Here is a 12,887-nt window from a genome sequence, read left to right on the forward strand (position 1 = left end):
GACCCAGACATGAAGAAGCAGCTGATTGCCGGAGCCGCCGTACTGCTTGCCATAGGAGCGGGGGCGAGCTGGTATTTCCTTGGCGCGGACGACAGCGAGGATGCCCTGAAACTGTACGGCAACGTCGACATCCGTCAGGTTTCCCTGGCGTTCGAGAACAGCGAACGAATCGTTGCGCTGCATGCGGAGGAAGGCGACAAGGTGCGCGCCGGGCAGGTTCTGGCCGAGCTCGATACGCGTACCCTTCGCCTGCGTATCGAGACCGCCAGGGCGAGGATCGGTGTGCAGGAGCAAGTGTTGCTGCGCCTGCGCAACGGCACCCGGCCGCAGGAGGTCGACCAGTCCAGGGCGCGCCTGCAGGCGGCACAGGCGGAAGCCGAACTGGCCCGCCTGGAGTTGGTGCGCCTGCAGCGGATCGCCGGTGGCACCGACGGCAAGGGCGTCAGTCGGCAGAGCCTGGATGCGGCCGCCGCGCGACTGAAGGTCGCCAGGGCCGAAGTGGAGAACCAGCGCAAGGCCTGGCAGCTCGCCGACATCGGCCCGCGGGACGAGGACATCGCCCAGGCGCAGGCCGAACTGGAGGTCGCCCGGGCCGACCTGAGGCTTCTCGAGCATTATCTTTCGCAGGCGCAATTGAAGGCACCTCGCGACGCGACCGTCCGGACGCGCTTGCTGGAACCGGGCGACATGGCTTCGCCGAGCAGGCCGGTGTTCGCTTTGGCGCTGACCGATCCGAAATGGGTGCGCGCCTATGTCAACGAGCGGCAACTGGGACGCGTGCATCCCGGACAGAAGGCGCGGGTGGTCACCGACAGCGTGCCGGAGCGGCCCGTCGATGGGCGGGTCGGCTATATCTCCTCGGTTGCTGAGTTCACCCCGAAGACGGTGGAGACCGAGGACCTGAGGACCAGCCTGGTCTATGAGATCCGGGTGTTGCTGGACGATCCCGAGGATCGCCTGCGGCTGGGGATGCCCGCCACCGTCTACCTCGACGAACCCGGCGCCGGGGGTGGGCAGTGATGGAGACGGTGGTCCCGGTAGAGGCGTGTGGACTGGTCAAGCGCTTCGCCACCCGCGGCGGCACCCCGCTAGTCGCGCTCGACGAGGTCAGCCTGCGGATTCCGGCGGGGCGGCTCAGCGCCCTGGTCGGGCCGGACGGTGCCGGCAAGACCACCCTGCTGCGACTGATCGCCGGGCTGATGAAGGCCGATGGAGGGCAACTGAGGGTACTCGGGCTGGACGTTGGCGCCGAACCCCAAGCCGTGCAGGACCGGATCAGCTACATGCCGCAGAAGTTCGGACTCTACGAGGACCTGACGATCCAGGAAAATCTTGATCTTTACGCCGACCTGCACGGTGTGGAACCTGGCCAGCGCAAGGAGCGTTTTGCGCGTCTGCTGGAGATGACCGATCTTTCACGCTTCACCGGGCGCCTGGCCGGCCAGTTGTCCGGTGGCATGAAGCAGAAGCTCGGCCTGGCCTGCACCCTGGTGCGTTCGCCGGACCTGCTGCTGCTGGACGAACCCACGGTCGGCGTGGATCCGCTGTCACGCCGTGAGCTCTGGCAGATCATCGAGCAACTGATCGAGCAGGAGCGGCTGAGCGTGCTGATCAGTACCGCCTACATGGACGAGGCGCAGCGTTGCGCCCAGGTCTTCGTGTTGTACCAGGGCAACCTGATCGCCGAGGGAACCCCGGAAGACCTGAGCGAGCGTGCCAAGGACCTGTGCTATGGCATCGAGCCGGCAGCCGGGGTGCCGGCCAGGACCTTGCAGGCCAGGCTGATCGATGACCGGGAGCATATCGTCGATGCCGTTCCTCATGGTGGCCAGGTGCGTTTCATCCGCTCCGGCCATGCGTCGCTCGAGGAGATTCCCTCGCTACACGGAGAGCAGGCTGCGCAGCCGCTGGCGGCTCGTCTCGAGGATGGCTTCATGGTGCTGTTGCGCGAGCACGCCAGCGACCAGGGCCAGCCCTCTCCCCAGGCGCCTGCGGACGAGCCGGGCGGCGAGGAGGAACTGGAGAGCGAGCGTCGCCCGATCATCGAGGTCCGCGACTTGGTGCGCAAGTTCGGTGATTTCACGGCGGTCGCCAGTACCTCGTTCAAAGTGTTCAAGGGCGAGATTTTTGGTCTGCTCGGCCCCAACGGAGCCGGCAAGACCACCACCTTTCGCATGCTCTGCGGCTTGCTGCCAGCCTCCAGCGGCCACCTGGAAGTGGCCGGGGTTAACCTGAGGAGCGCCCGGGCCGCCGCTCGGCGGCGCATCGGCTACGTTTCGCAGAAGTTCTCTCTCTACGGCAACCTGTCTGTCCAGGAGAACCTGGAGTTCTTCGGCGGGGCCTACGGCCTGTTCGGGGGGCGACTCAAGGCACGGCTCGATACCGTCCTGCGCCAGTTCGAGTTGCAGGGGCAGCGCAATGATCGCAGCGGGGACCTGCCGGGCGGCTACAAGCAGCGCCTGGCCATGGCGGTGGCCTTGCTCCACGAGCCGGACATCCTCTTCCTCGACGAGCCTACCAGCGGCATCGACCCGCTGGCGCGCCGCGCCTTCTGGCGGCAGATCACCGAACTGGCCGCGGCGGGGACCACCGTCGTCATCACCACGCACTTCATGGAGGAAGCGGAGTACTGCGACCGGATCGTCATCCAGGATGCCGGGCGCCTGCTGGCGCTGGGAACGCCGGAAGAGGTCCGGCGACAGGGAGGCGAGCAGGCTTCCGACATGGACAGTGCCTTCATCGCCGTGGTCGAGCGCTCGCGCGCCCGACTGGGCATGGCGGCGGGCTAGGAGGAACGACGCATGCACCATCCGGATAGCGGTTTCAGGCGGCGCCTCGTCGCCCTGACGCGCAAGGAACTCCGCCAGTTGCTGCGCGACAGGAGCAACCTGGCGATCGGCGTGATCCTGCCCATCGTGCTGATCCTGATCTTCGGCTACGGGCTTTCTCTGGATATCCGCAACACGCCCCTGGCGATCGTTCTCGAGGACAGCTCGCCGGCTGCGAGGGACGTGGCTGCGAAGCTGGCGGGCTCGAGCTACTTCTCGACCGTCCAGGTGGCAAGTATCCGCGAGGCGGAAGACCTGATGCGGCAGCGTACGGTAGACGGCATCCTGCGCATCCCGGTGGATTTCTCGCGACGCCTGGAGCAGGGGGACGGGCGCATCCAGCTACTCCTGCATGGTGCCGACGCGAACAGCGCGGCCACCCTCGGGCGCTACGTGAACGGGGCGCTGCGGGTCTGGCACGAGCAACGCGTGGACCGTCTGGGCGGCGAGCGGGTGCAGGGGGGCGTGCGGATCGTCGAGCGGATGTGGTTCAACGCCGCCAACAGCAGTACCTGGTACCTGGTACCGGGGCTGATCGCCCTTATCATCACCCTCGTCGGCGCCTTCCTGACCTCGCTCGTGGTGGCGCGCGAATGGGAGAGGGGGACGCTGGAGTCCCTTTTCGTCACCCCGGTGCGCTCCGCGGAGATCCTGCTGGCCAAGATCATCCCCTACTTCCTGGTTGGTCTCCTGGGATTATCGATGTGCCTGGTGTCGGCCCGCCTGCTGTTCCGCGTACCGATACAGGGATCGCTGGTGCTGCTGCTGTTCAGTTCCATGCTGTATCTGTTCGTCACCCTCGGCATCGGCCTGCTGATCTCCGCCAGGACACGCAACCAGTTCCTTGCCAGCCAGGTAGCGATCCTCTCCAGCTTCCTTCCTGCACTAATGCTGTCGGGCTTCCTGTTCGACCTGCGCAACGTGCCGACCTTCATCCGCCTGGTCGGCTCGATCCTGCCAGCGACCTATTTTATGGAACTGGTCAAGACCCTGTTCCTGGCCGGCGACAACTGGCACCTGGCGCTGAAGAACCTGCTCATCCTCGCCGGCTACGCGGTATTCCTGCTGAACGCTGCGCGGCTATGCACACGCAAGAAGCTGGACTGACGCCATGGCCAATCTCATCTCGGTCGTCCGCGGCCTGTTGTACCTCTGTCGCAAGGAGTTCCTGGCCATCGTCAAGGATCCCGCCAACCGTGTGATCCTCATCGCGCCGGCGATCGTGCAGACGCTGTTGTTCGGCTACGGCGCGACCTACGACCTCAACTACGTGCCCTACGCCGTGCTTGACCAGAGCAACGGGACAGCGTCCCGCGAACTGCTCGCCCGCTTCGACTCCACCGGGGTCTTCCAGCGGGTGGAGACCCTGCGGCGGGTGGAAGATATTGCCAGGGTCATCGATGGCGGCGATGCCCTCCTCGTGCTGCACATGGGCCCCGATTTCGAGGAGCGCCTGGCCAGGGAGCGAGGCAGCGACCTGCAATTGATCCTGGACGGTCGCAACTCCACCACCGCCGGCATGGCTGCGGGCCACATCAGCCGCCTGGTCGGCGAGTTCAACGCGCGCTATCTGCGCCAGGGGCAGCCACGTGTGCAGTTGGAGATGCGCGCCTGGTTCAACCCGAACCTGGAGACCCGCTGGAATATCGTGCCAGGCCTGATCGCGGCTCTTAGCATGATCCAGACTCTGATGCTGGCCGCGCTCTCGGTCGCAAGGGAGCGTGAGCAGGGCACCTTCGACCAACTGCTGGTGACTCCGCTGACGCCGCTGGAAATCCTCATCGGCAAGGCGGTGCCGTCGGTCCTCATCGGCCTCCTGCAGTCGACCCTGATCCTCGCCATCGGTCTTTTCTGGTTCCGCATCCCAATGGCCGGTTCGCTGCTCGACCTGTATCTGGGTCTGCTGGTGTTCACTACCGCGTGCGTCGGCATCGGCCTGTCGGTCTCGGCACTGTCGGCCAACATGCAGCAGGCGATGGTCTACACCTTCGTCATCATGATGCCGCTGATCCTGCTCTCCGGTCTCATCACGCCTATCCACAGCATGCCGGAAACCCTGCAGATCCTGACCTACGCCGACCCGTTGCGCTTCGCCATCGACCTGGTGCGCAGGGTGTACCTGGAAGGCGCGAGCCTGGCCGACATTTCCGGGAACTTCATTCCAATGCTGAGCGTCGCCGCAGTCACCCTGCCGCTGGCGGCTTGGCTGTTTCGCAATCGACTCGTCTGATGGGGCATGCCATGCACGCTATTCATCTTCATACCAGGTCAGGCGCAGGTGTCCTGCGCGGGTTGGTGCTGCTGCTGTCGCTCTCGTCGAGCGCCTGCACCGTGGGCCCCGACTACCAGCCGCCGCAAAGCGTTTCTCCACAACGCTGGGGCGACTGGCACAGCGGGCCGGAAGCCCTGCGCAGTACCCGACACGAGGGCGAAAGACTGCGCGACCAAGCCTGGTGGAAGGTGTTCGGCGATCCGGTGCTGGACGACCTCCAGGCCAGGGCGATACAGGCCAACCCGGAACTGCATGGCGCTATCCTGCGCTTCGCCCAGGCTCGTATGCAGCGCCGGATAGTCTCCAGCGCCTACCTGCCGGAAGTGACGCTGGAAGGGGGAGTGTCGCGCCAGAAACAGAGCCTCTACGGTATGAACAACCGCTTGCTGGAGGCTACCGAGCCGGGCAACCGGGAGGCCTTGGAGAAAGCCCTCGGCGACCCGTTCACGCTGTACCAGGCAGGCTTCGACGCTTCGTGGGAGCCGGACCTCTGGGGGCGGGTCGGACGTTCGGTAGAGGCGGCCCGGGCGGAGATCGGCATGGCCGCGGCCGCGCTCGACGACACGCTGTTGAGTATCTCGAGCGAGGTTGCCAGGAGCTATATCGATGTGCGTACCGCACAACGCCAGATCCGTCTGCTCGAGGAGGACATCCGCATGCTCGAGGAGCGTCTGCGCCTGGTGCGGGTGAGGGCGGGCGAAGGCCTGACCGATGAGCTCTATGTCGAGCGGCAGAAAGCTGAGCTGGAGGCGTTGCGCGGACGGCTGCCGGCCTGGCAGGCGAGCGAGACGGAAGCGACCAACCGCATCGCCGTGTTGCTGGGCGAACGTCCCGGCGCCCTGGCACGGGCGCTCGAGGCGAAGCCGGGCAACGTGCTGGAAAGGGCGTTGCCCGATTTCAGGCTCGGCGTGCCCTCCGAGCTGGTCCGGCAGAGACCTGACATTCGTGCGGCGGAGCAATCCCTGCACCGTGCCACCGCGGACATCGGCATCGCCAAGGCGGCGCTCTATCCGAGCATCGCCCTGGGCGCGCGCTTCGGCTACGAGTCCTACCGGGACGGGAAGTTCGGCGAATGGGGCAGTCGCGCCTGGAGCATCGGGCCCACTCTCGACCTGCCGCTGTTCGATGCCGGCCGCAGGCGAACCGTCGTGCGTCTGCGTGAACTGGAGCAGCAGGAGGCCGCGGTGACCTTCCAGCGTACGGTGCTGGGCGCCTGGCAGGAGGTCGACGATGCCCTGAGCCGCTACCACGCCGAATACCAGCGCAACCTGCACATGCGCGACAAGGCCGCCAGCAGCCGCCAGGCCTATGAATGGACACAGGTCAAGTACGCCCAGGGGCAGGTGGACTTCCTCGAGGAAATCGACGCCCAGCGTACGTCCATGCAGGCGCAGCGCGAGCTGATCGATAGCGAGGCGCTGCTGAGGACCCAATTGATCGCACTCTACAAGACCCTGGGTGGCTGAAGGACGCCGCCCGGTTCCACGCGTTCGTCAACAGGAAAACAACAACGGCTTCTCGCTGGAGGGAACCATGCTTGCCGAAGATATCTACGCGATCATGCTGTTTTCATCGCTCATCCTGGTCGTCCCGGGGCCATCCAACACCTTGCTGCTCAGCGCCGGTTTCCATTTCGGCTCGCTGCGGGCGGCGCCCTTCATCCTGCTCGAGGCGTTGGGCTACTCGCTATCCATTTCGGCATGGGGCTGGGTATTGGCGCGCCTGTCCGAGAGCAATCCATGGATCATCAGTCTGACCAAGGCACTCTGCGCGCTGTATGTGGCGCTCCTGGCGGTGAAGACCTGGAATGCCTCGATCCGCAGTGCCGGGACCGGTAACTTCCGCCGATGGCCCTTGCACCTGTTCGTGGCAACCCTGTCGAACCCGAAGGCGCTGATCTTCGCCAGCGTGATCTTTCCCGGCAAGGCGTTCCTCGACTTCTGGAACAACTACACGATCTCGCTGCTGGCCTTCCTGGTTGTGCTGGCGCCCATCGGGATGCTTTGGGTCGGGCTGGGGGCCGGTATTCGAAAAGGCTACCTGGGGTCGATATCCGGCCCGCTGTTCTCCAAGGTCACCTCGGTCATCCTGGCACTGTTTTCAGCTTCCCTGACCTATACCATGGTGCGGGCGGCCTGAGCGTGCCATCCGTGGTCCTCGATGCTCGCTCAGGCCAGCCCATAGCTGATCTGCTCGGCCTTGACGTGGAACGCCTGCTCACGGCTCGGAAGATGCTGGTTGGCATCGGCGTTGCCCTGGCGCAGGCGTTCGGACCTCAGCGTCGGCAGGCGGAACACATCTTGCCGCTCGGTCTGCAACGCATTGCCGCGCATCAGTTCCATCAACGGAACCTGCATGGCCGGGGTGCTCTGGCCGAGGAAGTAGTTGGGCACCTCGTCGCACCACAGCAGCATGTAGTCGCTCACCGCATCGTGCTCGGCGTCGAGCACCACGTACTCGACGCGGTGGCGCAGGACCACTTCGGCGTCGATGCTCCAGCGGGTGTCCACGGTGAACAGCGGAACGTGCTTTTCCACGTCCACCAGCAGGCCATTCACCGCCTTGCAGCCGGACTTGCGGCAGGCCACGTGGTAGCGCTTGTCGGGGAGGGGGTGACGCGCCACCACGTCGCGCCCGCCAAGCAGGTGCAGGTCGAACTCCTTGATGCGGATGTCGATCAACTCGCACGGCAGGTCGAACCCCGCAGGCGTCAGCAGCCTGGGGCAGAAATGGATAAGCATGGTTTTCTCCATCAGGCATGCCCGGGGCTTTCCCGCCCTGGGGGAGAGGTATCTCTATCGGTCGCAGGTCAGCCGGCAAGCCGCATCCTGACGGACGAGGCAGAGCCTCGCCCGGTGAAAGACGCGAACGCCGGTCCTGGCGGACCTCGCTGGATTTTTCTGGCTCCGGGCGCTCCCGCGCTTCCAGGGGGCGTCTCGGGCGGGTGTCAGCTCCCGGTCTTGACCCGGCTCCAGACACGGGTACGGATTCTCTCGACCTTCAGTGGCAGGGTTTCCAGCGGGAAGAGGGTCGCCATGGTTTCCTTGCTCAGGTAAACCGCCGGGTTTTCCCGCAGCTTCCGCTCTACCAGCGGCAGCGCCGCCTGGTTGCCATTCGGATAGCCCACGTAGTTGGAGGTCCTGGCGATGACCTCCGGACGCAGCAGGTAGTCGATCAGCGCATAACCCTGCTGCGGATGCGGTGCATCCTTGAGCAGCACCATGTTCTCGGCCCAGACCAGCGAGCCTTCCCGGGGAATGCTGTAGGCGATATGGCGACCGTTCCCGGCCTGTTCGTTGTTGACCTGGGCCATGTAGGCCGTGCCCTGCCAGCCGACCACCACGCAGACGTTGCCGTTGGAGAGATCGGTGTCGACTCTGGAGGAGTCGAAATAGCGAATGTAGGGGCGAACCTTCAGCAACAGTTCCTGGGCTTTCTGGTAGTCCTCGGGATTCTGGCTGTTGTGCGGCAGGCCCAGGTAGTTGAGGGCGATGGACACCAGCTCGGTGGAGGAGTCCAGCGTGGCCACGCCGCACTGGCTGAGGCGGGAGATGTTCTCCTCCTTGAAGACCAGGTCCCAGGAGTCGACGGGCGCGTCGGGGCCGAGCAGCTTGCGGACCTTGTCCACGTCGTAGGCGAGCCCGGTGGTTCCCCAGAGATAAGGTACGGCATAGCGATTGCCGGGATCGTTGGCCTGAAGCTTCCCGAGGATGTCCGCGTCGAGGTTCTTCCAGTGGGGGAGCCGGTCGCGGTCGAGTTCCTGGAGGACGCCCGCCTTGATCAGCCCGGGCAGGATGTTGGAGGTGATCACCACCACGTCGTAGCCGGAGCGGCCGACCATCAGCTTGCCCTGCGCGGTCTCGGCGCTGTCGAAGGTGTCGAGGACGACACGGGTGCCGGTTTCCTTCTGGAAAGCCTTGGGCGTTTCCGGGGCGATGAAGTCATACCAGTTGTAAAGATGGACGCTGGTTTGCGCAGCCCATGCACTGTCCGCCGCTGTCGCACCGATCGTCGTCAGGATCGATAACGCCAGTGCACAAACTTTTTTCATTGGATTTCCTTTCCGAAACGAAACAAGTTGGATTTTGCACCTACCAGAACTGGTAGTTCTGACCTGTGGCTATCTTCGAAGGCATCGATATTATGCACATTGGAACTCTTCATGACATAACGCCGAGTGACTAATCCCAGAGGAGTAGTTGTGTGGATATCGCATTGCACGGCGGCGCCTGGCACGAGTCACTGGGAAAGTTGCTCGAAGCGCTGGACCGGCCGTTCTTCTGGCGGATCCTGGCGCAGACCCTCGGCCAGTTCGCCCCCGTCGACAACTGGGCGGCCCTGATATTCAGCGATTCCAGTCCCTTGATTCTTTCCTTCATGGAGGAGGAGAGAGAAGAAGTCGAGCCGGACCCGCTGATCAGTCGATATATAACCGGACTTTATCTGCAAGATCCTTTCTACCAGGTATCCAGGAACTGTCGGCGCGGCGGGCTTTTTCATCTTGCGGATATCGTCTCCGAAGATTTCGAAACGACCGAATATTACAATACGTACTTTGCGCATTATGTGGTGACGGACGAAGTTCAATATAACGTCCCGCTGGATGGTGAAAGAACCCTATGCCTGTCGTTGGGCAGCGAGAGCCGCTTCGGTGCCGAGCAGATCGCGCTGTTCGAGCTGCTTCGCCCGTGGGTCATCGCGCTGATGAAAAAACGCATCCACTTCGAGGATGCGGTCAGGGAGGAGGCGAAACCGATCGCAGCGGCGGAGGTGGAAGTCCAGCCCTGGAGAGGGTTGATATCGCCGCTGACCGCGCGGGAGTCGGATGTCATCCGGCTGATGCTGGATGGATACTCGAACAAGGAAATAGCGGATCGGCTGACGCTGTCGATCGCCACTATCAAGGTGCATCGCCGGCACATCTACGCGAAGCTGAACGTGAAGTCCCACTCCGAGATATTCGCGCTGTTGATCAACCCGCCCGCGCCGCGGCTCGCCGACGCACGCTAGTGCGCCGCCTGCGGAGGAACCCGGGCGCATAAGGTTATGCGAAATTCATATTGCCCGACGCTGAAAAAGCCGGCGTCGGATTGCACTCATGGGCGAATTCCATCCAGGACGATTCGACCATGCCCGATGTACGTCTTTCCTCTCGTTCGTTGACCCCGGTGCTCTGTGCGGTGGGGCTCGCCTGCGCGCTGCAGGGCGAGGTGCAGGCCGCCGACGGTGGGCCGCGCGACGTGGCCACGGCGCCCCGGGTATTCGACATAGCGCCCGGCGAACTGGCCGAGGTGTTGTTGAACATCGTGCGCCAGGGACACGTGCCGATCGCCTTCGACCAGCGCCTGGTGGCGGGGTTGCGCGGACCGGATATCCGCGGCCGGCTCAGTGTCGAGGAGGCCTTGCGGCGTGCCCTGGCCGGCAGCGGGCTGGCATACGCGCAGGACGAAAGCGGTGCCTTCGTCCTGCGCCGCGGACAGGCGCCTGTGCAGGAGACGCGAGGTGCGACGGTGGCACCGACCTTGTCCACCGTGGTGGTCACCGGCACGCGCAAGAGCGATGTGAAGGCGCAGGACAGCCTGAGCCCGATCGATGTGGTCAGCGCTACCCAGCTACGCAGCAGCGGTGCGGTCGACCTGCGCGATGCGCTGGTCAAACTGTTGCCCTCGCTGACCCGCCAGGCCCAGCCGTTCAACGCCTCGGCGTTGACCCACACGCAGTCGCTGCGCGGGCTGAGCCCCAACCATGTGCTGGTGCTGGTGAACGGCAAGCGTCGCCACGAAACGGCCAATCTCAATATCAGCGGCGGGCTGGAGAAGGGCTCCACCGGCGTCGATCTGGACACCATCCCGATCAACGCCATCGAGCGGGTCGAGGTGCTGCGCGACGGCGCCTCGGCGCAGTACGGTTCGGACGCCATCGCCGGGGTGATCAACGTCATCCTCAAGTCCGCCGACAGCGGCGGGTCGGCGGCCGCTGACGTCGGGCAGACCGGCGACGGCGACGGCTTCACCCATGGCGGCGGGGGGAACATCGGGCTGGCCTTCGGCGATAGCGGCTTCGTCAACCTCACCGCCGAATATCGCGAGCAGGAGCGCACGATGCGCAGCGGCATCGATGAGCGCACCGGTCGGCGCGACAACATTTCCATGGGCGATCCCGCGTTCCACCGGCAATCGTTGGCGCTCAACTCGGGTTTCGGGTTGGGCGACGATATCGAGGTGTACGGCTTCGGCACCTATACCCGGCGCAAGGCCTCCTCGGCGGCCAACTATCGCCTGGCTTCGGTGGCGCCGACGCTGTATCCGGACGGCTTCACGCCGCGCCCGAACAGCGACGAGGACGACTATGCGTTCCTCGCCGGGGTGCGCGGCGAGCGTCTGCTGGATGCCTGGCACTGGGACCTGAGCAGTGGCTACGGCGCCGACCGTCCCGATATCGGCATGACCCAGTCGGTGAACGCGGCGATCTACCGTGAAACCGGCAACAGCCCGAGAAGCTTCGACCTGGCGCGCTACCGCAACAGCCAATGGACCAGCAACCTGGACCTGGGGCGGGAATTCGAACTGGATTTCCTCGCTGCTCCGCTGGCGTTGTCGCTGGGTGCGGAATACCGGCGGGAAAGCTACCGCATCGACGCCGGCGACCCGGCGTCCTACTACAGCGGCGGGGCGGAATCCCTGGCTGGCCTCTCGCCGCTCAGCGAGGGGCAATGGTCGCGGCACGCCTGGGCGTCCTACCTGGACCTGGGTACCTCCCTGACCCCAGCCTGGGAGGTCGACGTGGCGGTGCGCCACGAGAAATTCAGCGACTTCGGCAGCACCACCAACGGCAAGTTCGCCACCCGTTACCAGTTCGATCCGCGGGTGGCGCTGCGCGCCAGCGTAAGCAGCGGGTTCCGCGCGCCGTCCCTGGTCCAGGAGCACTACACCGGCCTCAGCGTCGGCCCGACCATCGCCCTTGGCCTGCTGGCGGCCAACTCGCCGGCGGCGAAGATGCTCGGCGCCGACGAACTGCAACCGGAGAAGTCGACCAGCTTCAACCTTGGCCTGGTACTCAGCCCGTGGGAAAACGTCGGGCTGAACATCGACGCCTACCAGATCAGCATCCGCGACCGCATCGTCGACAGCGCCACCTATTCCGGCCAGGAAGCCATCGATGCCCTGGCCGCGGCGGGGATCTCGTTGCCGGCCAGTGCCAGTACGGTCAGTACCCACTACCTGGCCAACGGTGCCGACACCCGCACCCGCGGTGTCGACATCACCGGTCACTACCTCGTCGCGCTTGGCGAGTACGGGCAGGTCGACTGGGAACTGTCGGCCAACTTCAACCGCACCACCTTGCGCAAGAACCATCGAGGCGCCAACGGCGAGCCGCTGCTCAATGCCCAGCAGGTCGCCTGGATCACCAGCTCCACCCCGCGCAGCCAGGTTTCCCTCGGCGGCACCTGGAGCCGCCAGGACTGGGAGGTCAGCCTGCGCCTGACGCGCTACGGCCGGACCAGCTCGGAACTCGACTACACGGTAGGGCCGGACGCCTGGTCGACGGAGAAATTCAACCATTTCGTCAACGACCCGAAGTACATCACCGACATCGCCGCGCGCTACCGGCTCAGCGCCGACCTGACGCTGACCGCCGGCGCCGACAACCTGTTCGACGTCCGTCCGGACAAGCTGCCCGCGCAGAACACCACCTATGGCGACGTGCTGCGCTACGACACCTATGCCTCGCAGATCGGCTTCAACGGCGCCTTCTACTACCTACGCGCGGCATACCGCTTCTAGAGG

At 64.9% G+C, this 12,887-nt stretch carries 10 protein-coding genes; 8 read left to right on the top strand and 2 right to left on the bottom strand.

All coding sequences use genetic code 11. The features are described 5' to 3' along the window. Positions 1 to 9 precede the first annotated feature (9 nt). The 6 genes from AC1RB9_RS12350 (at position 10) to AC1RB9_RS12375 (ending at position 7,239) form a co-directional block, all read left to right on the top strand. Positions 10 to 1,020, top strand: a complete 1,011-nt coding sequence (locus tag AC1RB9_RS12350; protein ID WP_003097573.1) for an HlyD family secretion protein — start codon at positions 10 to 12, stop codon at positions 1,018 to 1,020. Next, on the top strand, positions 1,020 to 2,789 hold the full coding sequence (locus tag AC1RB9_RS12355; protein WP_003097571.1) for an ATP-binding cassette domain-containing protein: 1,770 nt from the start codon (positions 1,020 to 1,022) through the stop codon (positions 2,787 to 2,789). Before AC1RB9_RS12350 ends, AC1RB9_RS12355 begins: the two co-directional genes overlap by 1 nt. 12 nt (positions 2,790 to 2,801) lie before the next feature. Then, on the top strand, positions 2,802 to 3,935 hold the full coding sequence (locus AC1RB9_RS12360; RefSeq protein WP_003097570.1) for an ABC transporter permease: 1,134 nt from the start codon (positions 2,802 to 2,804) through the stop codon (positions 3,933 to 3,935). 4 nt (positions 3,936 to 3,939) lie between these two features. Beyond that, complete coding sequence (locus AC1RB9_RS12365; protein WP_003122617.1) at positions 3,940 to 5,058, top strand: ABC transporter permease; 1,119 nt, start codon at positions 3,940 to 3,942, stop codon at positions 5,056 to 5,058. Next, positions 5,058 to 6,566 (top strand): efflux transporter outer membrane subunit, encoded by a 1,509-nt coding sequence (locus AC1RB9_RS12370; protein ID WP_023088271.1) that lies wholly within the window; start codon positions 5,058 to 5,060, stop codon positions 6,564 to 6,566. The genes AC1RB9_RS12365 and AC1RB9_RS12370 overlap by 1 nt, the downstream gene beginning before the upstream one ends. 67 nt (positions 6,567 to 6,633) lie before the next feature. Further along, entirely contained in the window at positions 6,634 to 7,239 is a 606-nt protein-coding gene (locus AC1RB9_RS12375; protein ID WP_003097564.1) for a LysE family translocator, read from the top strand. Between the two features lie 29 nt (positions 7,240 to 7,268). Here AC1RB9_RS12375 and qteE read toward each other — a convergent pair whose 3' ends face one another. After that, positions 7,269 to 7,841, bottom strand: a complete 573-nt coding sequence (qteE, locus tag AC1RB9_RS12380; RefSeq protein ID WP_003090369.1) for a quorum threshold expression protein QteE — start codon at positions 7,839 to 7,841, stop codon at positions 7,269 to 7,271. Positions 7,842 to 8,047: 206 nt separating this feature from the next. Beyond that, positions 8,048 to 9,151: a polyamine ABC transporter substrate-binding protein gene (locus AC1RB9_RS12385; RefSeq protein ID WP_003451562.1), complete on the bottom strand. Its 1,104-nt coding sequence runs from the start codon at positions 9,149 to 9,151 to the stop codon at positions 8,048 to 8,050. Between the two features lie 152 nt (positions 9,152 to 9,303). Here AC1RB9_RS12385 and vqsR point away from each other — a divergent pair, with 152 nt between their 5' ends. Both vqsR and AC1RB9_RS12395 read left to right on the top strand, forming a co-directional pair. Then, positions 9,304 to 10,110 carry a transcriptional regulator VqsR gene (gene vqsR, locus AC1RB9_RS12390; protein WP_003097562.1) on the top strand — a complete coding sequence of 269 codons (807 nt, stop codon included), beginning with the start codon at positions 9,304 to 9,306 and terminating at the stop codon, positions 10,108 to 10,110. A 119-nt stretch (positions 10,111 to 10,229) separates the two neighbouring features. Beyond that, entirely contained in the window at positions 10,230 to 12,884 is a 2,655-nt protein-coding gene (locus AC1RB9_RS12395) for a TonB-dependent receptor (protein ID WP_003162157.1), read from the top strand. The last annotated feature ends 3 nt before the right edge of the window (positions 12,885 to 12,887 follow it).

This window comes from Pseudomonas sp. 20-5, assembly GCF_056782835.1.